Genomic DNA, 24,125 nt, shown 5'->3' on the forward strand with positions numbered 1-24,125 from the left:
ATACAGACTGTATGTCTTTTTCGACAAGGAGGAAAGTCATGAAAGCAACGAGCTACTACCCTGTTCTTCTCGTCAATGACGTGACGGCATCCGCGCGCTTCTACGAAACCCATTTCGGATTTCGCAGCCTGTTCAGCAGCGACTGGTATGTTCACTTGCAATCAGCAACGGACGAAACCGTCAATCTCGCTTTCGTCGCCGTCGATCACGACACGGTTCCAGAGCAAGGCCGCAGGCCAGCCAGCGGGATCATCCTCAACTTCGAGGTCGAGGATACGGACAGAATCTATGCCGCCGTGCAGGAGGCCGGGATGCCGATACTGCGCAGCCTCCGTGACGAAGCATTCGGCCAGCGACACTTCATCACCGCCGATCCGAACGGCGTAATGATCGACGTCATCAAACCAATCCCACCTTCGGCGGAATTTGCCGGGCAATATTCGGAGACAGCACTTCCCATCTGACAAAAGTTGCGGACGACCTGATCCGGTCGACGCATAGTATTTGTGCAAGCGCATAACTCACGGGCATCTCAGGCGGCATAATGGAAACGCCCCCTCGCCTGGATGTCCGTTTTCACGCCGCATTCTCTGCAATTCCTCCGCGAAAAATCATTTCGTCAAACTGTGCATGGTTCTTGCATTGCACCTGACATTGGTTTCAAATGACCGCACAATAATGGGGAACTGAGAATTGGCGTTTGACGAAATGATCAACGCGGATGGCAGTCCGCGGGAACCCTACCGCAAGTATTACGAGTGGTTCAAGGAGCAGGACCCGGCGTATCTCTCAGCAAAAGCGCGGGATGCGGACGATATATTCCAGAAGACGGGTATTACATTCGCAGTCTATGGCCATGAAGACGCCACGGAAAAGCTGATCCCCTTCGATCTCATTCCACGTATCATCTCCGGATCGGAATGGCGCAAGCTTGCACAAGGCATCGAACAGCGAGTGTTGGCGCTCAACGCATTCCTTGAAGATATCTACCATAAGCAGGAGATCATCCGCGCCGGGCGCATCCCGCGCGAACTGATCGACAGGAATTCCGCCTTCCTGCCGCAGATGATCGGTATGAAACCGCCGGGCGGCGTCTATACCCATATCATCGGCACCGACATCGTCCGCACCGGCGAAGACCAATTTTACGTCTTGGAAGACAACGCCCGAACGCCGTCCGGCGTCTCCTACATGCTGGAAGACCGCGAAACGATGATGCAGATGTTTCCGGAACTCTTCCATCGCATCCGCGTGCGGCCGGTCGAAAACTATCCGACGCGGCTACGCCAGAGCCTCGACTATCTGGCGCCTCCCGGCTGCAAGGGCAAGCCGCGTGTCGCCGTCATGACACCCGGCATCTTCAACTCCGCCTTTTTCGAACACGCCTTTCTGGCCGACCAGATGGGTGCCGAACTGGTGGAAGGTTCGGACCTGCGCGTCATCAACGGCAAGGTCTGCATGCGCACCACGCTTGGCTACGAGCCGATCGACGTGCTCTACCGCCGCGTCGACGACGACTTTCTCGACCCCCTGTCGTTCCGGCCCGATTCCGCCCTCGGCGTCGCGGGCATCATGGACGTCTACCGCGCCGGCAACATCACCATCGCCAATGCCCCGGGAACCGGCATTTCCGACGACAAGGCGATCTATTCCTACATGCCCGAAATCGTCGAATTCTACACCGGCCGCAAGGCACTGCTCGAAAATGTGCCGACATGGCGTTGTTCCGAACCGCAGAGCTGCAAGTATGTCCTCGACAATCTGGCCGATCTGGTGGTCAAGGAAGTGCATGGTTCGGGCGGCTACGGCATGCTCGTCGGTCCGACGGCCACGAGGAAGGAAATCACCGAGTTCGCTGAAAAACTCAAGGCCAAGCCCGCCAACTACATCGCCCAGCCGACGCTGGCGCTATCGACCGTTCCGATCATGGTCAAGAAGGGCATCGCGCCGCGCCATGTCGACCTGCGCCCCTATGTGCTGGTGTCCGACAAGGTACACATCATTCCGGGCGGACTTACCCGCGTGGCGCTGAAGGAGGGCTCGCTGGTCGTCAACTCCAGCCAGGGGGGCGGCACCAAGGACACCTGGGTGCTGGAGGACTGATCATGCTCGGAAGAACAGCCAACGGACTATTCTGGATGTCGCGCTACCTGGAGCGCGCCGAAAACATCGCCCGCCTCATCGACGCAGGCTTCCGCATGTCGCTGACCCGTTCGGTGGCCACGGACGAAGACTGGGATGGCGTGCTGCAAAGCGCCGGCGTGCGCGAACTCTATGCAGAGAAGTGTTCCACGGTCACCGCCGCCGACGCGATGGACTTCCTGCTCCGGGACAAATCCAACCCATCTTCGGTGCTTAATTGCATCGAGTTCGGCCGCAACAATGCCCGCATGGTGCGTACGGCGCTGACCCGCGAAAGCTGGGAGACGATCAACGAAAGCTGGCTGCAGATCAAGAACCTGCTTGCCAAGAACATCACCCAGACGAACCTGACCGACTGCATCGAAGCGATCAAGCGCCGCTGCGCCCTGATGCGTGGAGCGTTTTCCGGCACCCAGTTGCGCGACGAACTCTACAATTTCGCCATGCTGGGCTCTTTCGTCGAGCGGGCCGACAACACCGCACGCATTCTCGACGTGAAGTACTACGTACTGCTGCCGTCGCTTCTCCACGTCGGCTCGACGCTCGACAATTTCCATTGGCAATCGATCCTGCGGTCAGTGTCGGCGCTGCGCTCCTACCTCTGGGTTTACGACGCGGAATACAAACCCGCCAACATCGCCCACTTCCTGATCCTCAACCGGCGCATGCCCCGTTCGCTCGCGTTTTGCTATGAGACGATCAACAGCAACCTCGCCCACCTCGCGCGTGACTACGGCGCCCAGATCGCGGCCCACGATACTGCTGCGCGCACGCGCAACATGCTGCTGACCACCTCCATTGACGCGGTGATGCAGAACGGACTGCACGAGTTCCTCGAAGATTTCATACTGGCCAACGACAAGCTGGCCAGCGAAATCACCGAGGGCTACCGGTTCTACAAGTGAGTTGACACGATGCTCCTGAAAATCAGCCATATGACCGAGTATACCTACGAGGAACCGGTGGAGTTCGCGCTTCAACGGCTGCGCCTGACGCCGAAGGATTGCCCCGGCCAGAAGGTTCTCAGCTGGCAGTCGCTGGTCAGTGGCGCTGGTCACGAAGCCGCTTATGACGACCATTTCGGCAATCGCGTCGAGCTGGTCAGCATAACAGACGGCGAAAAAACCATCCGCATCATGGCATCCGGCGAAGTCGAGACCGAGGAGCGCAATGGTGTCTTCGGCCCGCATCAGGGCTATGTGCCGCTCTGGCTGTTTCGCCGCGAAACGCCGCTCACCAAGCCGGGCCAGTCGATCCGCGAACTGGCCGGAACGGTTCAAGGTGATGGCGAGCTTTCCAGGATGCACGCGCTGATGGCGACCATCAACGATGCCGTGAAATACACCAAGGGCGTTACCAGCTCGGGCACGACGGCCGAGGCCGCGCTGGAACTGGGCGCGGGCGTCTGCCAGGACCACGCCCATATCTTCGTTTCAGCCGCCCGGCTGATGGGGCTGCCGGCCCGCTACGTTTCCGGCTACATGTTCGATACCAGCGAGGCCGCCGCCAGCCATGCATGGGCCGAAGCGCATGTTACCGGGCTGGGTTGGGTCGGCTTCGACCCCGCCAATCGCGTCTGCCCCGACGAGCGTTACGTCCGCGTAGCCACGGGCCTGGACTACAGCGATGCGGCGCCGGTCTCGGGCATGCGCATCGGCACGGCCCCAGAGATGATCCTCGTCAGCGTCAGTGTGGAGCAGTAAGGTCCAAGCCGGGTTTTTCCCTTGTCTTGACCGGCTGAATGCTTACAGCGGCAAAAAGTGCGCTGATGGCAGCGAGAACAGCTGCACTGACCATCACCAGCCGAAATCCGGTCGTCACGACTGCAGGCTCGATATTGGCGAGGTCGGCGCCCCCGAAGGCCAGCCCGATGGCAGCCACCGCCAGCAGACCGCCACCGCGCGCAGCAACATTGTTGATGCCCGACGCCGTGCCGCTCTGTTCGTGCGGAACCGAAGCGAATACGGTCGAAGTCAACGGCGGTATGCAAATCGCCATTCCGGTTCCCGCCAGCACGAGGCCGGCAAATGGACCAGCCCAATAGTCGGCATTGTCGCCGATGAGCGCCAGCAGGGCAAAGCCAAGGGCGGCGATAGCCGGCCCGGCAATCAGCGGCAGGCGCGTTCCGAACCGATCCGAAAGTTCACCGGCCCATCGGGACCCAAGCCCGATGATGACGGCAAAAGGCAACAGCGCCATGCCAGTTGCCGAGGCGCTGTAGCCATGCACCCTGATCAGCATGAACGGCAGGATGAACAGCGATGCGCTCAGCCCCGCATAGAGCACCACCGTGATCGCGTTGGCGCCGGCAAAGTTCCGGTCTCGAAACAGCCCCAACGGCATCATGGGAGCCGGTGATTTCGCCTCCACGACGAGAAACAGGACCGCAGCGGGAACCGACAGCGCGACGGCGATGGTTCCAACCAATCGCATGCCATCTCCGAGGGCGACGAGGCCGTAGCTGAGCAGCGAGAGGAAGATGACCGCGAGAGCCGAGCCTGCCCAGTCGAGCGGAGCGGCCGCCCGTTTGCCATCGACGGGAAGCTTGAGGGCCAGAAGCAATGTCACTGCGGCAATCGGCGGATTGATGAAGAAGATCGACCGCCAGCCTGTCGTGTCCACCAACCATCCGCCGAGCGGTGGCCCGATGGCCGCCATGATGGCCGCCGCCGCCGCCCAGGTCCCGATGGCCTTGCCGCGTGTTTTCTCGCTATAGGCAGTACCGATGATCGCAAGGCTTGCCGGGACCAAAAGTGCCGCACCGATGCCCTGCAAAAGCCGGCCCGCGATCAACTCTGCCGCCGTCGAAGCGATGCCGCAGCCAGCTGACGCGATCGCGAAGACGATAACGCCGAGGATGAAGATGTTGCGCCGGCCGTACCGGTCGCCCAGCGAGCCACCGATCAGGATCAGGCTCGACAGCATCAGCATGTAGCCGTTGACCACCCATTGCATCGTGGAGATCGTGGCATCCAGCGAGGACTGCATCGCCGGTAGTGCCACGTTGACAACCGAGCCATCGATGAAGCTCAGGCTGGACCCCAGGATGGTGACCGGCAACACCCAACGGGTTTGCGCCGGGGCATCATCGCCCGGCGCATCCGGCACAGGTCTTTCCGACATTGATCCGGAACCGTCCATGAAGTCCCCTCTGCATCGGCCAATCGCGCATGCGATCTCGGCTGACGGCTGCCGTTACGGCGCTGATGCCTCCACGACAGCGAGAGCCGCCATGTTGACCACGCCGCGCGACGTCACCGACGGCGACAGGATATGGGCCGGCAATGCCGAGCCGAGCAGGATCGGGCCGACATGCAGCGAATCCGTCATCGTCTTGACCAGGCCAAGCGAAATGTTGGCGGCATCGATGTTCGGGAACACCAGCAGGTTGGCCTCGCCGGTCAATGTCGAATCCGGCATCACGCGCTTGCGCAGAAGTTCCGAAATGGCGGAATCGCCATGCATCTCGCCGTCAGCTTCCAGGTCGGGGGCCTGTTCCTTGACCATGCACATCGCGCTCCGCATCTTCTCCGCGCTGTCGGAATCTCGGCTACCGAAATTGGAATGCGAGACAAGTGCTGCCCGCGGCGTAATGCCGAAGCGACGGATCGCAGAGGCTGCCATGATCGTCATTTCGGCGATTTCCTCGGAAGTCGGCACCATCTTCACATAGGTATCGGTGAAGAATGTCGCGCCGCGCTGCGAGATCAGCAGGCTCAGCGCGGAAAGTTCCAGAACCCCTTCCCGCTTGCCGATGATCTGCGAAACATCGCGCAGATGCTTGGCAAATCGGCCTTCGACGCCGCAGATCAGCGCATCCGCATCGCCACGCCGCACGGCTATCGCACCGATGACGGTGGAGTTGGTGCGAACGACGGTGCGGGCGGCTTCCGGGATGACACCCTTACGGCCAACGAGGGAGAAGTATTCGTCGACATAATCCTTGTATCGCGGATCGTCCTGCGGGTTGACCAGTTCGAAATCCACGCCCGGCCGAATGCGTAGACCGTAGCGCTGCAGACGCGTTTCGATGATCGACGGGCGACCGATCAGGATCGGCCTGGCGATTTCCTCTTCGAGCAGCACCTGGGCGGCGCGCAGCACGCGTTCGTCCTCGCCTTCGGCAAAGATCACCCGCTTCTTCTGCGCCACCTTGGCGGCAGCGAAAATCGGCTTCATGATGAAGCCGGAGCGGAACACGAACCGGTTGAGCTGGTCGAGATAAGCCTCGAAATCCTCGATCGGCCGGGCTGCTACACCGGTTTCGGCGGCGGCCTTGGCCACAGCCGGTGCAATGCGCAGGATCAGCCGCTGGTCGAACGGCGATGGAATAAGATAGTCAGGCCCAAAAATCGGCGTTTCGCCGCCGATTGCCTTGGCCGCGACTTCGTTGACCTCCTCGCGCGCCAGACCGGCAATCGCTTTTACCGCCGCCATTTTCATGGCTTCGTTGATGGTCCGGGCACCGCAATCGAGCGCGCCACGGAAGATGTAGGGGAAGCAGAGAACGTTGTTGACCTGGTTGGGATAGTCCGACCGCCCCGTGCAGATCATCGCGTCTGGGCGAATGGCCCGCGCCTCTTCCGGCATGATTTCCGGCTTGGGATTGGCGAGCGCCATGATCAGCGGCTTTTCCGCCATCTGCACCAGAAGCTCGGGCTTCAGGACGCCTGCTGCCGAAAGGCCTAGGAAGACATCCGCGCCGCCGATGGAATCGGCAAGCACCCGGTTGGCGCTGTCCTGCGCATAGACGTCTTTCCATGGGTCCATGAGCACCTCGCGGCCCTTGTAGACCAGGCCTTCAAGGTCATGCACCCAGATGTTTTCGCGTTTCGCGCCGAGAACGACCAGCAGGTTGAGACAGGCAAGCGCCGCCGCCCCCGCACCCGAGGCGACAATCTTGACCTCGCCGATCTTTTTGCCGGCAAGCGCGAGCCCGTTGAGGATTGCTGCGGCGACGATGATCGCGGTGCCGTGCTGGTCGTCGTGGAAGACGGGGATGTTCATCTTGTCACGCAGCTGACGCTCGACCTCAAAGCATTCCGGCGCCTTGATGTCTTCGAGATTGATGCCTCCGAAGGTCGGCTCCAGTGCCGAGATGACCTTGACCATGTCGTCGATGCCGGGCGCGTCGATTTCGATATCGAAGACGTCTACGCCGGCGAATTTCTTGAACAGGACGGCCTTGCCTTCCATGACGGGCTTAGAGGCCAGCGGACCGATGTTTCCAAGGCCGAGCACAGCCGTGCCGTTTGAAACGACCGCCACCAGATTGGCGCGCGACGTGTAGGCGGCGGCCAATTCCGGGTTGTCTTTTATGGCAAGACAGGGGGCGGCCACGCCGGGCGAATAGGCAAGTGCGAGGTCGCGCTGGTTGCCGAGCGGCTTGATGGCCTGGATTTCCAGTTTGCCCGGTCGGGGATAGCGATGGAAGAAAAGCGCCTGTTCGTCCAGTTCTCCACTTGCCGGCACTGCGCCGCCCTTGCCCTTGTCATCAGCCATCGTACGATTCCCTTTTTATAAGCCACAGACATTTAGCGGATTCTCGTGTCAAATCCAGTTCAATGAGCTGCTGATTAACCTGGGTTCAGTTAATACAGCCAAACTTGCAATGCTGACGGCTATTTCAAACGCTCAAAGTCGCTGGGTTGCAAAGCAGGTGTGCCATCCGCGCCGACAGCTTGACTTCACCTTGACGATGCGCAATTCCGGAGACATCGCGCCAATCCAGTTGGATCCGAAGCCATGTCGACACGTCCGCATTCCTCGTCCTGGGCCTATGTCGTGATGGGCGTCTCCGGCTGCGGCAAGACTTCGGTGGGAAAGGCGATTGCCGCCCATCTCAACCTGCCATTTGTGGAAGGCGACCAGCTTCATCCGCAAGCCAACGTCGAGAAGATGTCGCAGGGCATCCCGTTGACCGATGATGACCGATTTCCATGGCTGGACAAGATCGGAAATGGACTTGCGACGGCACTTGCAGGCGGAAACGGTGTCGTCGTGTCATGCTCGGCTCTACGCAAGATCTACCGCGACCGGCTGCGCGCCTTTTCCGGAGAACGTCTGGTCTTCATCTTTCTCAACGGCTCGGAGGAGCTTCTCGCGGGCCGGATGGCTGCGCGCAAAGGCCATTTCATGCCCGTTTCGCTGCTCCGCAGTCAGTTTGCCACTCTGGAGGATCCATCCACCGAACCGCATGTTATCAGCATCGACATCAGCGGACCAACCAGCGAGGTCGTGGATATGGCAATTGCCGCCATCGACCGGCACCGGCAGGGCCACCAGCCCTAAGCCCTATTTACTTCGATCCGATCCCAACGACCAGAACGCGCTTTTCGGCAGTTGACTCGTGCAATTGGATTGAGGCATCCTAATATCAGACATCGATCAGGAATTGCATTCTAAGCAGGCATTTCAAACGGCATTCGCGTTCAAGGACTGACATCTGGGATGGCAGGGACGCTGGGAGGGCACGTTGAATATTGCGTCAAGATCGTTCGGAACGGCTTTTGCCGTTGCTTTGTCAGTGGCTTCAGTCGCACCCGCCATGGCTGCGGATCTGGTGATCGCAATGCCCAACTGGCCATCCGGCCAGGCAACGGCGAATATTCTCAAGCTCGCCATCGAAAACGAATTCGGCCTAAGCGCAGAAGTCCGTGAACTGGGTGCGCTTAACGCTTTCAACAAGCTGGAATCAGGCGAAGTTGCCATTCACCCCGAGGCATGGCGGCCGAATTTCGATACCATCATCGACAAGTTCGTCACGAAGAACAAGACCGTCGTGCTGACCAAGCACTCGGTTGCTGCCTGGCAGGGCTTCTGTGCAACGCCGGCGGCTGCGAATGCCGACGGTATCAAGGCAATCGAAGATCTGAACGACCCCGCAAAGACCAAGGCTCTGGACACCGACGGCGACGGCCGTGGGGAAATCTGGATCGGTTCCCCCACCTGGCTTTCGACCGGCATCGAAAAGGTAAGGGCAAACAGCTACGGCTATGCCAAGAGCATTGCCCTCATCGAGACCGAAGAAGAAGTGGCGATGGCCGCCGTGGATGCCGCAATCGCCACCGATCGCCCCATGGTATTCTGGTGCTACGCGCCGCACCACGTTTTCAAGCTGCACGATGTTGTCAGGCTGACCGAACCGCCCCATGACGGATCCAAATGGAAAATAGTGGCACCCAGCGATCCGATGTGGATCAGCAAGTCGACGGCCCTGGGAGCCTGGGACGCGGCCCGCTTCCACATCGCCTACGGCGCGGCTTTTGCGAAGGATCACCCGGATATCGCCAGATTTCTCGAGAAGGTCGATCTCTCCACCGATGAGGTGGCCAATATGAGCTACGCCCTCGAAGTGGAACGGCAGTCGCCGGCCGACTACGCGAAGAAGTGGGTCGAGGCAGAAAAAGCCCGTATCGATGGGTGGGCAAAACCATGACGAACCGCTTCCTCGCACTCAAGCGTCGCAATTTCCTGGGCTTGGCACTCGGCGCGACTACGCTCTTGGCCCCGCTGCCCGCCCTTCCGGCAACGGAAGCAATGGCCAAGACGCAGATCTGGGATCCAAAAGCGCGCAAATGGGTCAACTACGACTCAAAGAAGGCGCGGCAATACTATATGCGCAACAAGATGCAGGCGCCCGAAGCGTTCCGCAAACAGGTCGTCACCTTCCGCACGGCCGAAAAGCCGGGCACGATCATCATCGACGGCAATCAACACTATCTCTACCTCGTTCAGCCTGACAGGCAGGCCATCCGCTATGGCATTGGCGTGGGACGCGACGGTTTCGGTTGGGCTGGCATTGTGCGCGTGGGTCGGATGTCCGAGCAATGGCCGACATGGACGCCTCCAGCCGAAATGGTGGCACGCGACGAAAAGGCGCGTAAATGGGCGAACGGCATGCCGGGAGGTCCGGACAATCCACTCGGGGCCTTTGCGCTCTATCTCTATGAAGGCGACCGGGACACGATCTACCGCATCCACGGCACACCGGAACCCTGGACCATCGGCCTCGACGTTTCCTCAGGCTGCATCCGCATGCGCAACGAGGACATCATCGATCTGCATTCGCGCGTCCAAGTGGGTGCGAAGGTGATCGTACTGATGCAGGGGGCGGCTCTTTACAAGGGCGTCTGATTCAACCGGCGCTAGCAGGGCATTTGAAATTTACTTAGGGGGATGGACGTGTTCAATACTTGCTCGAATGCTCTCAAGTTGATCCTGACCGCGGCCTGCCTTGTGCCGATTGCGGCATGCCAGAGTGCACCACCGCCTGACAAAATGGCCCGGACCGAGATGCAGACCGCGCCGGCGGACCTGCAATTGCTGTGCGCCAATGCTGCCGCAGCCCCTTCCGGAGTGGATGCTTCGAAAATCTTGCCGGTCAGTTCCAGCCGCACGGATGCTGAAAACTATTCCGTCCAGCTCGACGCCGCCGGCAAGAAATTCGCCTGTGTGGTCGACGTCAATGGCTCCGTCAAGTCGGTTGTTCCGGCCTAGGCGGCTGGCGACAGGCGACTCATTTTAGAAGCCACTAAGAATTGTGTCGGATTGCGATCGGTCATGACCCCTGCGAGGTTTTCAAACCGGTGCTTTCGTGCCAAACAATCCTGATGAAGGACATGATTCCGAAGAAGGCTGGCGACGGCATCACACGGCGTAATCTGCCGGCCGAAGAACGCAGGCGCGAGTTGCTCAATGCAGCGCTTGATCTGTTCTCCCAAAAGGGTCAAAGCATCACGGTTCAGGAACTGGCCGACCGGGTCAATGTTACCCAACCGCTGGTGCATAGGTATTTTCCCGCCAAAGCGGACCTGATCGCCGCGATCCGCGACACCCTGCACAACGCACATTGGGATCCGCAATGGCAGGAAATCCTCACAGAGGGTAACCGTGATCTGGGCGAACGCATCAAGGCTTTCTATGCTGCCTATCTCCCGCATGTCTACAACGATCGCTGGTATCGCGGCTTCTGGTATGCAACGTTGGAAGATCCGAGCTTCGCGCAGGCTTATGTCGACCATGTTCACGACGAGCTGCTGGTGTCGATCGCCAACGAAGCAAGGCGCGCCTTCGGATTTGCGTCGATCGAGGATGTCCCGGTTTTCGAGCGCGAAATGGAACTGATCTGGGGCCTGCACTCCACGGTCATTTTCGTCGGCATCCGGCTCTACGTCTATCACACGCCGGTATCCAACGACCTGGCCGCCATCATCGGTGATCAGGTGCGCGCTTATCTGGCGGTGGCCCCGATCGTCCTTTCGGAATTGATGCCGAGCTAGATCCTAGCTCGCGGCAAACCCTGCATGAAAAGTCACAACCCCGTGGGGTTCCACGCCGCCAAATGGCAATGCCTGGAAGTATTCAGGCGGAACATCCGCCAGCACGAGCCCGGCTTGGGCTTTGAAGCCGAACCTGCCGTAGTACATGGGGTCGCCGAGCACCACGCATCCACGTGCGCCTATTGTCTTCAGCCTCTGCAGCCCCTCGTGCACCAGCGCTGCCCCGATGCCCTTGCCCTGCTCGCCGGGCAGGACAGAGAGTGGACCAAGGCCGAACCAACCCATATCCCTGCCGTCGATTTCAACCGGGGAAAAACCGATGTGTCCAACAACCTCCCCAGCCTTGTCAGCCACAAGGGAGATCACCAGAACCCCGGCCTCGCGCAGCGCATCGACAATCGCCGCCTCGGTGTGGCTGCTGTGCGGGGCATACTGAAACGCCGACGTTACGAGCTTGCCTATCGGGCCGGCGTCCAAGGGGGCTTCATCTCGAATAAGCATGTATCATCCTGCAATGCGTTCGGCGCCATCTAGAAGGATTGCCCGACCACGCGCAACAGCCACGTCGCAAACTTGGCCTTTACGCGCCAGTCAGACTGTGCACCCGTTCAATGGACGCTCGCAGGTGGATCCAGCCGTTTCATGAATCGCTCGCCGAGCACGATGATTGCGCCGGCCGCAAAGATCAGCCCGGCTCCGAAGAAAACATTGTCCTGCGGCACATCTCCCCAGATCGCAAATCCGAGCATGAATGCCCAGATCAGCGAGGTGTATTCGAACGGCGCGAGGATCGAAACCGGTGCCCGGCGCATGCTTTCGAAGAACGCAAATTGCGCGATGCCCGCGAGCAGGCCCGTCCCAGCCATCAGGCCGAGTTCCGTCGCCGAGACTGGTGTCCAGAGGAAGAGGCAGGCAATGCCGGTGACGACGATGAAGAAGCCGCTCGAAACCATCATTTGCACGATGGTTTTTTCGTGCATTGCCGTTTTGCGAAGCAGCACGGTCGATACCGCCCACAACACGGCGGCCAGCAGCGCCAGACCGACAGGAAGCGACAGCGTCATGCCGTTGCCGATTGGGTTACAGGCGATCACCACCCCGATGAAGCCGAAAATCACTGCCACCCACCGGATGGCCGGCACGCGCTCCTTGAGGATCGGCACTGCGAGCAGCGTGATGATGACTGGCGATGCATAGTAGACCGTCGTCAGTTCCGCCAAACCAAGATCGCGCGCAGCCGAATAGAAGGCGAGCCAGGCGCCGAGCAGAAGCAGGTTGCGAAAGAACAGCGGCAACAGCACCGGCGAGGTGACCGCGGCAACGACGACCGGCTTTCGCCCGATAGCCAGACATATGCAGAAGATCACCACACTGCGGATGAACAGGATCTGGAAGACCGGAAGTCCGACCACAAGCAGCTTGACGGCCGCATCCTGCAATGAAAACAGGAAATAGGAAAATGACGTCAGAATGACGCCTGACAGCACGGTCTTGTTCATGGGGGCTCCGGACGCACGCACCCTGCCATCGCGAAAACGCCGACTCAGTTGCAGGATCGCATCCTTGATACCTGCCCAGCCGTGTTGGTGTAAGCGTTCGGCCCACAAATAATTCGCCGCCAAGGCCCCACCCAGAGCACCCCTAAAGCGTGTGCGCCAGAGTTTTTGAGCCGGCAGTTGTTGGCCTGGATTAGGCCATCAACCGGACATGTTGGGAAATTCACCAGCCGAAGCCGCGCTCCGCAGCAGCGCGCATGGTTCTTCCGAAAGCCCGCGTGTCGACATACTTTCGAGCTTTGCAACGATATCAGCGAGGCCCCTCGCCTGCGCATAATGCATAAGGCCGCCTCGCCATCTGGGAAAACCGTAACCGTGAATCTCGACGAGATCGATGTCGGAGGGTCGCAAGGCGACCTTGTCTGCGAGGATTTTTGCGCCCTCGTTGACCATCGGCAGCACGATGCAATCGACGATATCGTCATCGTCCAGAACCTGCCGCAGCCGATCGCCCGCCTCTTCGCCGATGATCCGCTCCACCGTTTCCGAATGCAGCGGCGTCCTTTCGCCTTTCACATAATCGTACCAGCCACCGCCGCTTTTCTGGCCGAAGCGTTCCATCGCGCAAAGCCGGTCGGCAACCGGCGCGAATGGCGTTTCGCCCCGGTCCCGGGCCGCGCGCCGCTGGAAGGCGGCGATGTCCAGCCCACCCAGATCCTGCGCCTCGAACGGCCCCATCGGCATTCCAAAGGCCCGCATGGCGGCATCCACGGCATGTGGCGCGATGCCCGACAGCAGCAGCTGTTCGGCCTGCGCCCGGGTCACCTTGAGAATGCGGTTGCCAATGAAGCCGTCGCAGATACCCGCGCGCACCGGAATCTTGCCGAGCTTGCGGGCAAGCGCAAAGCCGGTTGCCAGAACATCCGGCGCAGTGTGCCCGGTCGGCACGATCTCGAGCAATTTCATCACATTCGCCGGGCTGAAAAAATGCAGACCCAGGAAACGCTCCGGCCCCTCCATTCCGGCGGCGATGCTGGCGGGATCAAGATAGGACGTATTGGTCGCGAGCATGGCATCGGGACGACACACCGCGGCTAGCTTGTTAAAGACCTCGCGCTTGACCTCGAGATCCTCGAACACCGCTTCGATAACCAGGTCGGTATCGGCAAGCGCATTGTAGTCTTCGGTGCCGTGCACGCCCTTGACCCGCTCCACGACCTCCTCGGCACTGAGGCGTCCCCGCTTGACCGAACCGCCATAAATCGCAGCCACGTTGCCGAGGCCGCGTTCCACCGCTGCAGCGTCTCGCTCGACCAGTCGCACCTCAAACCCCGCGTCCCTAAGCGCGACCGCGATGCCCGCGCCCATGGTACCGCCACCGACGACTGCCGCCGAACCTATGTCTCGAGCCGGAACGCCGGAAATTTCCGGTGGGCGGGATGCAGCGCGCTCGGCGAAGAAAACATGCCTGAGCGCTGCCGCCTGTGGCGAGGCGCGTAGCGCAAGAAAGGTTTCCCGCTCGAATGCCATGGCAGCTTCGAAATCGGCCTCGCTTGCCTTTCGCAGGCATGCGAGCGCCCTGAGCGGTGCCTCCTCGCGACGGGCGCGCGCAGCAACTGCTTTCTCGGCCTTAATCCAGAAGTCCCCCTCAGGCTGCGCGGCGGGGCGCTCGCTGAGCGGCAAAGGCAGGGGGTTTTCCAGCGCCTGCCTTGCAAATTCCACCGCTCCCGCGCGCAGGTCGCCATCGATGATCGTGTCGATCAGTCCGGCCTCAAGTGCGTCGGTGGCGGCAAAAGACGAGCCGGTTGTCACCAGTTCCACTGCCGTTTCCATCGTGGTCAGACGCGGCAGCCGCACGGTGCCGCCTGCACCTGGCACCAGACCAAGGCGCACTTCGGGCATCCCGACACTGGCCGACGCGTCCGAAACCCGAAACAGGCAGGCCATCGCCACTTCGAAACCACCGCCGAGCGCACTGCCATGGATGGCTGCGACCCATGGCTTTTTCGATCTTTCGATGCGCGCGACGACATCAGGCAAATACGGCGGCTGCGGCGGCTTGCCGAACTCGTTGACATCGGCGCCCGCGATGAAAGTCCGGCCTGTGCAGGTCAGGACAACCGCCACGATCGACTCGTCGGCCTCCAACTCTTCAGCCGCATCCCATAGCGTCTGGCGCAAGGCCTGCGACAACGCGTTCACAGGCGGGTTGTCGATGGTTACGACGGCAATGCCGTCGTCACGGGTAATGGTGGCAACCATGGAATCAAATCCCCAGATAGGCCTGACGGATACGTTCGTCTGCGATCAACTCGGCGGCCGGCCCCGACATCGTGATGCGCCCGGTTTCCATGACATAACCACGATCTGCTATAGAAAGCGCGCCGAAGGCATTTTGTTCCACGAGCAGCACCGTGACATCGTGGGCGCGCAATCCTTTCACCACATCGAAGATCTGCGCGACAAGGATCGGTGCGAGCCCCATGCTTGGCTCGTCGAGTAGCAGACAGGAAGGACGCCCCATCAGGGCGCGCGCGATGGCCAGCATCTGCTGCTGGCCGCCCGACAGGCCACCTGCAGCCTGGTCCCTCTTCTGCTTGAGGATCGGGAACATGACGAACGCATCTTCCATGTCGCGCTCCACCTTCTCGTCTGCGAAAAGGTAGGCGCCGAGACGCAGGTTTTCCTCGACAGTCAGATTGGTGAAGATCTGTCGACCCTCGGGCGATTGCGCCAGCCCACGCTTGAGCCGGCGATAGGCGGGAACTGCCGTCAATGCTTCGCCACGAAAGACGATCGAGCCGGCTGATACCGGCTGGATCCCCGACAGGCACTTGAGCAGAGTGGTCTTGCCAGCACCATTGGCGCCGACGACGGTCACGATCTCGCCGGCACTGACCGAAAGTTCGATGCCGTGCAGAACCTCGATACGCCCGTAACTCGAACGCAGCCCCTCAACCGACAGCATCGGCATCCTCCTTGGCCTGCGCGCCGAGATAGGCCTCGATCACGCGCGGATCGCGCGACACGACAGCCGGCTCGCCCTCGGCAATTTTCTCGCCGTGATCCAGCACGACGATATGATTGGAAATGCGCATGACCATCTTCATGTCGTGCTCCACGAGCAGTATGGACACACCCTCCGCCGCAACCTCGGCGATAAGATGGTCGATCTCTTCGGTTTCCACAGCATTGCAACCCGCCGCCGGCTCGTCGAGCAACAGCACACGCGGCTTGAGCGCCAGCGCCCGTGCAATCTCGAGCCGTTTGAGCGCGCCGTAGGAAAGCGAACTCGCCTCCTGTTCGGCGGCCTTTGCAAGCCCGACGCGTTCCAGCAACAGTCGAGCGCTGGTTTCCGATTGCCGGCTACGCGCCCGAGATCCGGGCAGGCAGAACAGATCCGCCAGCACGGAACCTTTTTCATGAAGATGGTGGCCGGCGACTGCGTTTTCGAGAACGCTCATCGACTGGAAGATCTGCAGGTTTTGAAACGTGCGCGACAGGCCGCGCCGCGCCAGAAGATGCGGTCCCATGCCGGTCACATCTTCGCCCTCGATCAGGACTCGTCCCCGTTTTGGAAGATAGACGCCCGAGATCATGTTGAAGAGCGTGGTCTTGCCGGCGCCGTTCGGGCCGATGACGGAGACGATTTCGCCGGGCTTGAGCGAGAAGCTGACATCATTGACCGCGCGCACGCCGCCAAAGTCGATTCCGAGCCCTTCCACCTGAAGAAGTGTCATTCTCCCCTCCCTCCGATACGGCGCATGATGCTCGGCAGCAGGCCGCGCGGCATGAAGATCATCACCAGCATCATCACCAGCCCGAGCATCACCTGCTCGTATTCCTGAAACACCGTCAGCACCTGCGGCAAAGTCGTCAGGATCGCCGCGCCGAGGATTGCGCCCGGAACGGACGCAGCTCCGCCAAGAACGGCCATCGTCACCATCTCGATCGAATGCATGAAACCCGCCACGTCAGGGGTGATGAACTTGTTCTGCAGCGCAAGCAGCGAACCTGAGACAGAGGCATAGACGGCAGAGATCACGAAGGCCTGCAACTTGAGGCGTGCGACATCGACACCAACGGTCCGTGCGGCGATTTCCGAGCTGTGGAGCGCGCGCAAGGCCCGTCCGGTGGGGCTGTTGTAGAGATTGAGCGCCAGCCAGGCGCCGACAACAAGCACGAAACCAGAAAACGCATACCAGAACGCGGTATTGCTTAGATTGAGCCCGATGTCCTTGAGCAGGCCACGCAGACCCAGGTCTTCGACCGCCATGCCGTCTGGACCGCCGGTCAGCCAGGCTTCGTTGGAGAGAACCATGGATACGAGCACGCCGAGACCAAGACTTGCCACCGCAAGATAGTAGCCTCGCAGCCGCAGGATCGGCCGGCCGACAAGCCACGCGAGCGCACCGGAGATGATTGCACCGAGCACGGCCGCCAGGCCCGGATGCAGGCCGAGATGCGCCGGTGCGAGCGCACAGGCGTAAGCGCCGATCCCGGCAAAACCGGCATGGCCCAGGCTGATCTGTCCGGCATAGCCGATCAGGATGACGAGGCCTGTGACCGCAACGCCGTTGACGAAGATCAGCGAGCCGACGCGGAAGTAATAGGAGGATGGAAAGAATATGGGCGCGAGCGCGATGAGCGCGGCCAGCCCCAGCAGGATTATGGTCTTTGCCGAGAGCTTCATGATTACACCCGATCCGTGGACTTGGCGCCGAAAAGGCCCTGCGGCATGGCAAACAGCACGCCGAGGATCACCACGAATGCGGCCGCATCCTTGTATTGCGAGCTGATGTAGCCGGCGGTCATGGCTTCCAGGATGCCGAGCAGCAGGCCGCCGACAAACGCACCCTTGGGGTTGCCCATGCCGCCGAGCATCGCGGCGGCAAAGCCCTTGAGAGCCAGTGAAATACCGATGTCATAGCTCGTCAATGTGATCGGCGTGACCAATACGCCCGCCAGCGCACCGATGGCTGCAGAAAGCGCGAAGGAGAGCGTCATCACATATCCGGTGTTGATGCCGACCAGTTGCGCGGCGATCCGGTTGTTGGCGGTCGCAAGCACGGCGCGGCCGGTGAGCGTCTTGGTAAAGAACAGCCACAATCCGAAGAAAACCGCGAGCGCGCCCGCGATCACCCAGAGACTCTGAGGCAAGATGGTCGCGCCGATAATCTCGATGGGGTTATCGCCCGAGAAAGATGGTAGACGGTGAAGCTGCTTGTCGAACGCAATCTGGCTTACACCGCGAATGAAGATCGAGGCGCCGATGGTGATGATGATCAGCGACACGACCGGCGCACCGCGCGCCGGCTCGATGGCCAGCTTGTTGAGTGCAACGCCGACAGCGGCGGTGGCGATGATGGCCAGCAGTGCGGCAAGCGGCAGCGGCAGCCCGGCGTCAAAGGCGAACACCGTGATCATGCCGCCGAGCATGACGAACTCGCCCTGGGCAAAATTCACGACATCGGAAGCGTTGTAGATGATGGTGAAGCCGAGCGCGACGAGTGCGTAGACCGCCCCCACCGTGATCCCGGACAACAGGAATTGCATTAGCTCTGACATCGATGCCTCCCTTGGGCTGCAGGCGCGTGTTCGGCCCGTGCACCGGTCAGATGCACGGGACCAGACTGGTCGCAGTTATTCGACGATCTTCCACTTGCCGTCGCGGATTTCGAGCATCCGGAAAGCAGTGAGATCGAGGCCAAGGTGATCCTCGGGGGACATCGTGACGGTGCCGGTCGTGCCCACGAGCTTGGAGGTGGATTCGATGGCGTCGCGGATAGCGGCGGGATCGGCCTTTCCTGCGCGGTTCAGCGCGTCGACGAGGATGCGGAAGGCGTCATGTCCATAGCCGCCGAATGTGGAAACCGGCTTTCCGGTCGCCTTTTCATAAGCTTCCTTGTAGGCCACGACGACAGAACGCTGCGGGTCGCTGTCCGGCAGCAGACTGGCGACGAGCAGTGCGGTGCCCGGCAGGCGAATGCCCTCGGCGGCGGCGGGACCGGCCAGCTCGATGAAGCTGTCGGAAGCCACACCGTGCGACTGGTAAAGTGGAAGCTTGATGGCGAGCTGAGCATAGTTGCGCGTCACGATGGCCGGACCCTGGCCGAAGCCGGGATTGAGGATTGCCTGGATGGCCGCGTTGCCCTTGATGTTGGTCAGCTGCGGCGTCATGTCGGCATCGGTCGGGCCATAGGTCTCATCGGCCAGGACTTCGATGCCATAGTCGCCGACGATTTTCAGGCACTGCTTGTGCATCGAGGCGCCAAAGCCATCGGAACCCGAGATCATGCCGATCTTGGTATAGCCTTGCTTCTTCATGTCTTCGAAGATCTTGGCGCAGGCCATGCGATCGGTATGCGGCGTCTTGAAGGTAAAGGGCTTGACCGGGTCGATGATTTCGATCGCTCCCGCCAGCGAAATGAACGGGATTTCCGCATCTTCGACGACCGGAATGATCGCCATCGAAGTGCCTGTAGTGGTGCCGCCGATCACGGCCACAACCTCATCGTCCTCAATGAGGCGGGTCGCAAACGTGCGCGCCTTGTTGGGATCGCCACCGTCGTCATAGACGATCAGCTCGATCTTTTCGCCGAGCACGCCGCCCTTGGCGTTCAGTTCATCGACCAGCATCTTCAACGTCTTTGCCTCGGGGTCTCCGAGGAAGGATGCCGGTCCGGTTTCGGAAAGCGTTGCGCCGATCTTGATATCGGCGAACGCCGGCGCGGCAAATCCAAGCATGACGGCCAGCGAGCCGGCTAGCGCAGTCGAGAAAGTCAGTTTCATGTCGTCTCCTCCCAGAGAATAAAGGATTGGGTTGGTTATTAAGTCTTGGGTTGGCGCCACATCGCCACGCGGAAACGATTGGCGACGAAGGCCGCATCGGTCAGGCTGGCATTGCCGGAGGGGTTGCCGCCGGTGACATGGAAATCGCTGAAAGCCGCACTTTGATTAACGAAGATACCGCCGGTCAGGTTCACGGATAGGTTGACTCCGGCGAACGCGAAGTCACCGGCAGCAGCCTCGATCCGCGCCCTGTCCGTCTCATAGAGAGCAGCCGTGATCGCGCCCTTGCTTCTTGCCAGATCGGCCGCGCGGCGAATGCCGTCGTCTGCGCTGCCGACGGCGATGACGAAAGCGATGGGACCAAAGCGCTCCTCTTCATGCGCATCGGTGTCGTCGGCATCGACGGCGAGAACCAGCGGCGTTGCCGTGCGTGCGCCCGGCGCGCCCGCGATCGGCGCGGAGTCACGGACGACACGGCCAAGCCCACGTGCCGCCTCGACGCGGGCGAGCGTTGCCGGATTGGCAATCGCACCGCAAACGCCCGCCGCCCGCGCCGGATCCGAAAGCAGACTGTCGATCGCGCTGGCAATGCCTCCTGCGACCTCATCATAGCTTTTCAGACCCTGTTCTGTGACGATGCCGCCGCGTGGAACAAATATGTTCTGCGGAGCCGTACACATCTGGCCGCTATAGAGCGACAGCGAGAATGCGATATTGTTGCACATGCCGGCAAAGTCGTTCGTCGAGGAAATGACGATCGAATTGGCCCCCGCCTCCTCGGTATAGACCTGCGCACCTGCCGCATTGGCACGCGTCCATTCGCCGAAGGCATTCGAGCCGGTATAGTCGATGATGGAGACCGCCGGATGGGTCACGAGATCGCGGGTGATCTCCGCACCCGTGGTATCGGCAGCGAGCAGCACGACATCGGCTGGAAGACCCTGTTCCGCGAGAACTTCGCGCGCCACGGCAACCGTGATCGCCAACGGCAGGATCGCGCCCGGATGCGGCTTGACGATAACGGTATTGCCAGTGGCGAGGCTGGCAAACAGCCCGGGATAGCTGTTCCATGTCGGGAATGTCTGGCATCCGATCACCAGCCCGATGCCACGCGGCACAATCCGCCAGCGCTTTTCCAGCACGATAGGCTCGGCCTTGCCTTGCGGCTTGGTCCAGACCGCCTGCGAAGGCGTGCGTGTCATTTCCATCCAGGCATAGGCGACCGCCTCAAGACCGCGATCCTGCGCATGCGGTCCACCCGCCTGAAACGCCATGGCGAAGGCCTGCCCGGTCGTGTGCATGACGGCATTGGCCATCTCGAAGCTGGCGCGATTGAGCCGCGCGAGGATTTCCAGACAGATACCGACACGCTGCTCAGGCGGGGCGGACGCCCATGCCTGTGCGGCTGCCTGCGAGGCAGAGATAAGCGTTTCGACGCGGGCTGCCGGATAGGTGATTCCAAGGGCGGGACCAAAGGGCGAAACTTCCGCGCCGACGCGACTTTCTTCGGGGTGAGCCGGCAGCGAAAATGATTTGCCGAGCTTGGCATTGTACGCCGCCAAGCCGTCATCCTTGGCCGTTTCGCCGTAAATCTTGCCGCTTGGAACTTCAGGATAGGCAGACCAGTAGCCACGTTCGGCCGCGGCCTTCTGTGCCGCTTCCAGAGTCTGGCGGTGCCGTTCGAACAGATTGTTCACCCGAAGTTTCCTCCCTCGCTTTTCTTTATAATTGACTGACCGGCCGGTTTATGCAACAACTTTTTTCAGGAAGCTGCGGAAAAGGCCCCCGCGGCACGGGAGAAAACATGTCCGATTCCGATACAATCCTGTCGTCACTGGCAGATGGCGTGCTGCGCCTGACGCTCAATCGCCCCGACAAGCTCAATTCCTTCAACGAGGAAATGCATCTGGCGCTTCGGGCCGGTTTCGAGCGCGCCCACAACGACCCTGAAGTGCGCACCGTGCTGCTGACCGGCGCCGGTCGCGGCTTCTGCGCCGGGCAGGACCTGAGCGACCGCGATCCGCGCAAAGGCGTCAAACTCGACCTCGGCCACACCATCGAAACCTTCTACAATCCCTTGCTTCGGCTGATCCGCAGCCTGGAAAAGCCCGTCATTTGCGCTGTCAACGGCGTGGCGGCCGGTGCAGGCGCAAACATCGCCTTTGCCTGCGACATTACGCTCGCCGCACGTTCGGCGCGCTTCATCCAGGCATTTTCGAAGATCGGCCTGGTTCCGGATTCAGGTGGCACATGGAGTCTTCCGCGTCTGATAGGCGAAGCGCGCGCCAAGGCGCTGGCGCTGACCGCCGAGCCGCTCGGCGCCGAGAAGGCAGCTGACTGGGGCCTGATCTGGAAGGCCGTCGACGACGCCACCCTCATGGATGAGGCAAACGCGCTTGCAGTGCAGCTGGCAGCCGGCCCGACCAAGGGGTTGGGCCTGACCAAGCGCGCCATCCAGGCTGCGGCCAGCAACACGTTCGACGAGCAGCTCGATCTCGAACGCGACCTGCAGCGCGAGGCCGGCGCGAGCGCCGACTATGCCGAAGGCGTCGTTGCCTTCTTCGAAAAGCGCAAGCCGGAGTTCACTGGACGATGAATGCTGCCAGCAAACTTTCGCCGCAGGCGCTTGCTGAAGCCTGCGCCAAAGCCATGTGGGACGAGGACAACGCCTCCGAGCACCTCGGCATGAAAATCGAGACCGTCGGCCCCGGTTCGGCGACGCTGACGATGACGGTGAGCGCCATCATGACCAACGGCCACAAGACCTGCCACGGCGGCTATATCTTCACGCTGGCAGATTCCGCCTTTGCCTTCGCCTGCAACAGCTACAATCAGCATGCCGTCGCACAGCATTGCTCGGTTACGTATATCGCACCGGCTTTCGAGGGCGATCTCCTCACGGCCAGGGCGCACGAAGTATCGCGACGCGGTCGCGGCGGCATATACGACATCGAGATCACCAATCAGAAAGGCGAGCAGATCGCCGAATTCCGCGGCCATTCGCGGACCGTCAAGGGCACGCATCTGCCGGAAGGCTGATCGCAGTCCAATACTACGTGGAATTCTCGGAGGAGAAATAGATGGAAGACCTCTCACCCCGCCCCGGCGACCTGGAGCCGATCGAAACCGCCTCGCGCGACGAGATATCAGCTCTTCAGCTCAACCGCATGAAGTGGTCGCTGACCCACGCTTATGAAAACTCGGCGTTCTACCGGGCGCGTTTCGATGAGGCGGGCGTTCATCCATCCGATCTGAAGTCGCTGTCCGACCTGGCGAAGTTTCCCTTCACCACCAAGAAGGATCTGCGCGACACTTATCCTTTCGGAATGTTCGCCGTTCCACGCGAAAAGCTTTCACGCATCCATGCCTCCTCGGGCACGACCGGCAAGCCGACTGTCGTCGGCTATACCGCCAAGGATATCGACACCTGGGCGACAGTGGTTGCCCGCTCTATCCGCGCCTCGGGCGGACGCGCCGGTGACGTAGCGCACATTGCCTACGGCTACGGCCTGTTCACCGGCGGTTTGGGCGCCCACTACGGCGCCGAGAAGCTCGGCTGCACGGTTGTCCCCATCTCCGGCGGCATGACCGAGCGTCAGGTCACTTTGATGCAGGATTTCAAGCCGCGCATCATCATGGTCACCCCGTCCTACATGCTGTCCATCCTCGACGAATTCCGCCGGCAAGGTATCGATCCGCGCGAAAGCTCGCTGGCCGTCGGTATCTTCGGCGCCGAGCCCTGGACCAATGCGATGCGCCAGGAGATCGAGCAGTCCTTCGACATGCATGCGGTCGACATCTACGGCCTCTCCGAAGTCATGGGTCCGGGCGTCGCCAACGAATGCGTGGAAACGAAGGATGGCCTGCATGTCTGGGAGGATCACTTCTATCCGGAAATCATCGATCCCGTGACCGGCGAAGTGCTGCCGGACGGCGAAATGGGCGAACTGGTTTTCACGACGCTGACCAAGGAAGGCCTGCCGATCATCCGCTATCGTACGCGCGACCTCACCCGCCTCCTGCCGGGCACGGCCCGCTCGATGCGGCGGATGGAAAAGATCACCGGCCGTTCCGACGACATGATGATCCTGCGTGGCGTCAATGTCTTCCCGACCCAGATCGAAGAGCAGATTCTCAAGTGTCGCGGACTTGCCCCGCACTTCCAGATCGAGCTCAGCCGCTCGGGCCGCATGGACAACATGACGGTGCATGTGGAATGCACCATCGAAGCCGCTGAAGAAGCGATGCGCGCCCACTCGGCCAAGGAATTGGCACATCACATCAAGAGTATCGTCGGCGTCAGCACGAAAATCACCGTGCACGCACCCGGCGAAGTCGCCCGCTCCGAAGGCAAGGCGAAGCGCGTGGTCGATAACCGGCCCAAAGAATGAGGACAACCGCCCGGCGCAGTGGC

Annotated in this window: 23 protein-coding genes; 12 read left to right on the forward strand and 11 right to left on the reverse strand. The window is 61.0% G+C overall.

The features are described 5' to 3' along the window. Window positions 1-38 precede the first annotated feature (38 nt). From JJB09_RS08760 to JJB09_RS08775, 4 genes are all read left to right on the forward strand, one after another. On the forward strand, window positions 39-464 hold the full coding sequence (locus tag JJB09_RS08760; RefSeq protein WP_201656186.1) for a VOC family protein: 426 nt from the start codon (window positions 39-41) through the stop codon (window positions 462-464). Between the two features lie 244 nt (window positions 465-708). Next, entirely contained in the window at window positions 709-2,103 is a 1,395-nt protein-coding gene (locus JJB09_RS08765) for a circularly permuted type 2 ATP-grasp protein (protein WP_201656828.1), read from the forward strand. Window positions 2,104-2,105: 2 nt separating this feature from the next. Further along, window positions 2,106-3,047 (forward strand): alpha-E domain-containing protein, encoded by a 942-nt coding sequence (locus JJB09_RS08770; RefSeq protein WP_201656189.1) that lies wholly within the window; start codon window positions 2,106-2,108, stop codon window positions 3,045-3,047. Window positions 3,048-3,056: 9 nt separating this feature from the next. Further along, window positions 3,057-3,845: a transglutaminase family protein gene (locus tag JJB09_RS08775; RefSeq protein ID WP_201656192.1), complete on the forward strand. Its 789-nt coding sequence runs from the start codon at window positions 3,057-3,059 to the stop codon at window positions 3,843-3,845. On the opposite strand, the gene JJB09_RS08780 is transcribed toward JJB09_RS08775, so the two are convergent. Both JJB09_RS08780 and JJB09_RS08785 read right to left on the reverse strand, forming a co-directional pair. After that, window positions 3,829-5,283 carry an MFS transporter gene (locus tag JJB09_RS08780; RefSeq protein ID WP_246748628.1) on the reverse strand — a complete coding sequence of 485 codons (1,455 nt, stop codon included), beginning with the start codon at window positions 5,281-5,283 and terminating at the stop codon, window positions 3,829-3,831. The two genes, JJB09_RS08775 and JJB09_RS08780, sit on opposite strands and share 17 nt — an antisense overlap. A gap of 54 nt (window positions 5,284-5,337) precedes the next feature. Then, window positions 5,338-7,644, reverse strand: coding sequence for an NADP-dependent malic enzyme (locus JJB09_RS08785; RefSeq protein ID WP_201656195.1), 2,307 nt, complete (start codon window positions 7,642-7,644; stop codon window positions 5,338-5,340). A 243-nt stretch (window positions 7,645-7,887) separates the two neighbouring features. Between JJB09_RS08785 and JJB09_RS08790 the strand changes: the two genes are divergently transcribed. The 5 genes from JJB09_RS08790 to JJB09_RS08810 all read left to right on the forward strand — a co-directional run bounded on the left by JJB09_RS08790 (window position 7,888) and on the right by JJB09_RS08810 (window position 11,423). Continuing rightward, entirely contained in the window at window positions 7,888-8,433 is a 546-nt protein-coding gene (locus tag JJB09_RS08790) for a gluconokinase (RefSeq protein WP_201656198.1), read from the forward strand. A 256-nt stretch (window positions 8,434-8,689) separates the two neighbouring features. After that, a complete protein-coding gene (locus tag JJB09_RS08795; RefSeq protein WP_201656834.1) occupies window positions 8,690-9,580 on the forward strand; it encodes an ABC transporter substrate-binding protein in 891 nt (296 codons plus the stop codon). Further along, the gene (locus tag JJB09_RS08800) at window positions 9,577-10,278 is read left to right on the forward strand and encodes a L,D-transpeptidase (protein ID WP_210341685.1); all 702 of its coding nucleotides are present in this window, start codon (window positions 9,577-9,579) and stop codon (window positions 10,276-10,278) included. The genes JJB09_RS08795 and JJB09_RS08800 overlap by 4 nt, the downstream gene beginning before the upstream one ends. 42 nt (window positions 10,279-10,320) lie before the next feature. Continuing rightward, a complete protein-coding gene (locus tag JJB09_RS08805) occupies window positions 10,321-10,641 on the forward strand; it encodes a hypothetical protein (protein WP_201656203.1) in 321 nt (106 codons plus the stop codon). 113 nt (window positions 10,642-10,754) lie between these two features. Continuing rightward, window positions 10,755-11,423 (forward strand): TetR/AcrR family transcriptional regulator, encoded by a 669-nt coding sequence (locus tag JJB09_RS08810; protein WP_201656206.1) that lies wholly within the window; start codon window positions 10,755-10,757, stop codon window positions 11,421-11,423. 3 nt (window positions 11,424-11,426) lie between these two features. On the opposite strand, the gene JJB09_RS08815 is transcribed toward JJB09_RS08810, so the two are convergent. The 9 genes from JJB09_RS08815 to paaN form a co-directional block, all read right to left on the reverse strand. Continuing rightward, complete coding sequence (locus JJB09_RS08815) at window positions 11,427-11,924, reverse strand: GNAT family N-acetyltransferase (protein ID WP_201656209.1); 498 nt, start codon at window positions 11,922-11,924, stop codon at window positions 11,427-11,429. Between the two features lie 107 nt (window positions 11,925-12,031). Next, window positions 12,032-12,922 (reverse strand): DMT family transporter, encoded by an 891-nt coding sequence (locus tag JJB09_RS08820; protein WP_201656212.1) that lies wholly within the window; start codon window positions 12,920-12,922, stop codon window positions 12,032-12,034. Window positions 12,923-13,120: 198 nt separating this feature from the next. Then, the gene (locus JJB09_RS08825) at window positions 13,121-15,181 is read right to left on the reverse strand and encodes a 3-hydroxyacyl-CoA dehydrogenase NAD-binding domain-containing protein (protein WP_201656215.1); all 2,061 of its coding nucleotides are present in this window, start codon (window positions 15,179-15,181) and stop codon (window positions 13,121-13,123) included. Between the two features lie 4 nt (window positions 15,182-15,185). After that, complete coding sequence (locus tag JJB09_RS08830) at window positions 15,186-15,887, reverse strand: ABC transporter ATP-binding protein (RefSeq protein ID WP_201656218.1); 702 nt, start codon at window positions 15,885-15,887, stop codon at window positions 15,186-15,188. Further along, window positions 15,874-16,659, reverse strand: coding sequence for an ABC transporter ATP-binding protein (locus tag JJB09_RS08835; RefSeq protein ID WP_201656221.1), 786 nt, complete (start codon window positions 16,657-16,659; stop codon window positions 15,874-15,876). Before JJB09_RS08835 ends, JJB09_RS08830 begins: the two co-directional genes overlap by 14 nt. Further along, window positions 16,656-17,612, reverse strand: coding sequence for a branched-chain amino acid ABC transporter permease (locus JJB09_RS08840; protein ID WP_201656224.1), 957 nt, complete (start codon window positions 17,610-17,612; stop codon window positions 16,656-16,658). The genes JJB09_RS08835 and JJB09_RS08840 overlap by 4 nt, the downstream gene beginning before the upstream one ends. A gap of 2 nt (window positions 17,613-17,614) precedes the next feature. Next, the gene (locus tag JJB09_RS08845; protein WP_201656227.1) at window positions 17,615-18,487 is read right to left on the reverse strand and encodes a branched-chain amino acid ABC transporter permease; all 873 of its coding nucleotides are present in this window, start codon (window positions 18,485-18,487) and stop codon (window positions 17,615-17,617) included. A 75-nt stretch (window positions 18,488-18,562) separates the two neighbouring features. Then, window positions 18,563-19,711 carry an ABC transporter substrate-binding protein gene (locus JJB09_RS08850; RefSeq protein ID WP_201656230.1) on the reverse strand — a complete coding sequence of 383 codons (1,149 nt, stop codon included), beginning with the start codon at window positions 19,709-19,711 and terminating at the stop codon, window positions 18,563-18,565. Between the two features lie 38 nt (window positions 19,712-19,749). Beyond that, window positions 19,750-21,408 carry a phenylacetic acid degradation protein PaaN gene (paaN, locus tag JJB09_RS08855; protein WP_201656233.1) on the reverse strand — a complete coding sequence of 553 codons (1,659 nt, stop codon included), beginning with the start codon at window positions 21,406-21,408 and terminating at the stop codon, window positions 19,750-19,752. A 107-nt stretch (window positions 21,409-21,515) separates the two neighbouring features. Between paaN and paaG the strand changes: the two genes are divergently transcribed. Genes paaG through paaK form a run of 3 tightly spaced genes read left to right on the forward strand, consistent with a single transcriptional unit; the run spans window position 21,516 to window position 24,102 of the window. Then, window positions 21,516-22,307 (forward strand): 2-(1,2-epoxy-1,2-dihydrophenyl)acetyl-CoA isomerase PaaG, encoded by a 792-nt coding sequence (paaG, locus tag JJB09_RS08860; RefSeq protein ID WP_201656254.1) that lies wholly within the window; start codon window positions 21,516-21,518, stop codon window positions 22,305-22,307. Next, a complete protein-coding gene (paaI, locus tag JJB09_RS08865) occupies window positions 22,304-22,750 on the forward strand; it encodes a hydroxyphenylacetyl-CoA thioesterase PaaI (protein ID WP_201656257.1) in 447 nt (148 codons plus the stop codon). The genes paaG and paaI overlap by 4 nt, the downstream gene beginning before the upstream one ends. A gap of 41 nt (window positions 22,751-22,791) precedes the next feature. After that, window positions 22,792-24,102 (forward strand): phenylacetate--CoA ligase PaaK, encoded by a 1,311-nt coding sequence (paaK, locus tag JJB09_RS08870; protein WP_201656260.1) that lies wholly within the window; start codon window positions 22,792-22,794, stop codon window positions 24,100-24,102. The last annotated feature ends 23 nt before the right edge of the window (window positions 24,103-24,125 follow it).

Source organism: Phytoamicus setariae, assembly GCF_016722925.1.
GTDB lineage: Bacteria > Pseudomonadota > Alphaproteobacteria > Rhizobiales > Rhizobiaceae > Rhizobium_E > Rhizobium_E setariae.

Excerpts from the sequence above, each read along its gene's own strand:
- JJB09_RS08760 (WP_201656186.1), top strand. The coding sequence starts at position 39 with ATGAAAGCAACGAGCTACTACCCTGTTCTTCTCGTCAATGACGTGACG.
- JJB09_RS08765 (WP_201656828.1), top strand. The coding sequence starts at position 709 with ATGATCAACGCGGATGGCAGTCCGCGGGAACCCTACCGCAAGTATTAC.
- JJB09_RS08770 (WP_201656189.1), top strand. The coding sequence starts at position 2,106 with ATGCTCGGAAGAACAGCCAACGGACTATTCTGGATGTCGCGCTACCTG.
- JJB09_RS08775 (WP_201656192.1), top strand. The coding sequence starts at position 3,057 with ATGCTCCTGAAAATCAGCCATATGACCGAGTATACCTACGAGGAACCG.
- JJB09_RS08780 (WP_246748628.1), bottom strand. The coding sequence starts at position 5,283 with ATGGACGGTTCCGGATCAATGTCGGAAAGACCTGTGCCGGATGCGCCG.
- JJB09_RS08785 (WP_201656195.1), bottom strand. The coding sequence starts at position 7,644 with ATGGCTGATGACAAGGGCAAGGGCGGCGCAGTGCCGGCAAGTGGAGAA.
- JJB09_RS08790 (WP_201656198.1), top strand. The coding sequence starts at position 7,888 with ATGTCGACACGTCCGCATTCCTCGTCCTGGGCCTATGTCGTGATGGGC.
- JJB09_RS08795 (WP_201656834.1), top strand. The coding sequence starts at position 8,690 with ATGGCTGCGGATCTGGTGATCGCAATGCCCAACTGGCCATCCGGCCAG.
- JJB09_RS08800 (WP_210341685.1), top strand. The coding sequence starts at position 9,577 with ATGACGAACCGCTTCCTCGCACTCAAGCGTCGCAATTTCCTGGGCTTG.
- JJB09_RS08805 (WP_201656203.1), top strand. The coding sequence starts at position 10,321 with ATGGACGTGTTCAATACTTGCTCGAATGCTCTCAAGTTGATCCTGACC.
- JJB09_RS08810 (WP_201656206.1), top strand. The coding sequence starts at position 10,755 with ATGAAGGACATGATTCCGAAGAAGGCTGGCGACGGCATCACACGGCGT.
- JJB09_RS08815 (WP_201656209.1), bottom strand. The coding sequence starts at position 11,924 with ATGCTTATTCGAGATGAAGCCCCCTTGGACGCCGGCCCGATAGGCAAG.
- JJB09_RS08820 (WP_201656212.1), bottom strand. The coding sequence starts at position 12,922 with ATGAACAAGACCGTGCTGTCAGGCGTCATTCTGACGTCATTTTCCTAT.
- JJB09_RS08825 (WP_201656215.1), bottom strand. The coding sequence starts at position 15,181 with ATGGTTGCCACCATTACCCGTGACGACGGCATTGCCGTCGTAACCATC.
- JJB09_RS08830 (WP_201656218.1), bottom strand. The coding sequence starts at position 15,887 with ATGCTGTCGGTTGAGGGGCTGCGTTCGAGTTACGGGCGTATCGAGGTT.
- JJB09_RS08835 (WP_201656221.1), bottom strand. The coding sequence starts at position 16,659 with ATGACACTTCTTCAGGTGGAAGGGCTCGGAATCGACTTTGGCGGCGTG.
- JJB09_RS08840 (WP_201656224.1), bottom strand. The coding sequence starts at position 17,612 with ATGAAGCTCTCGGCAAAGACCATAATCCTGCTGGGGCTGGCCGCGCTC.
- JJB09_RS08845 (WP_201656227.1), bottom strand. The coding sequence starts at position 18,487 with ATGTCAGAGCTAATGCAATTCCTGTTGTCCGGGATCACGGTGGGGGCG.
- JJB09_RS08850 (WP_201656230.1), bottom strand. The coding sequence starts at position 19,711 with ATGAAACTGACTTTCTCGACTGCGCTAGCCGGCTCGCTGGCCGTCATG.
- paaG (WP_201656254.1), top strand. The coding sequence starts at position 21,516 with ATGTCCGATTCCGATACAATCCTGTCGTCACTGGCAGATGGCGTGCTG.
- paaI (WP_201656257.1), top strand. The coding sequence starts at position 22,304 with ATGAATGCTGCCAGCAAACTTTCGCCGCAGGCGCTTGCTGAAGCCTGC.
- paaK (WP_201656260.1), top strand. The coding sequence starts at position 22,792 with ATGGAAGACCTCTCACCCCGCCCCGGCGACCTGGAGCCGATCGAAACC.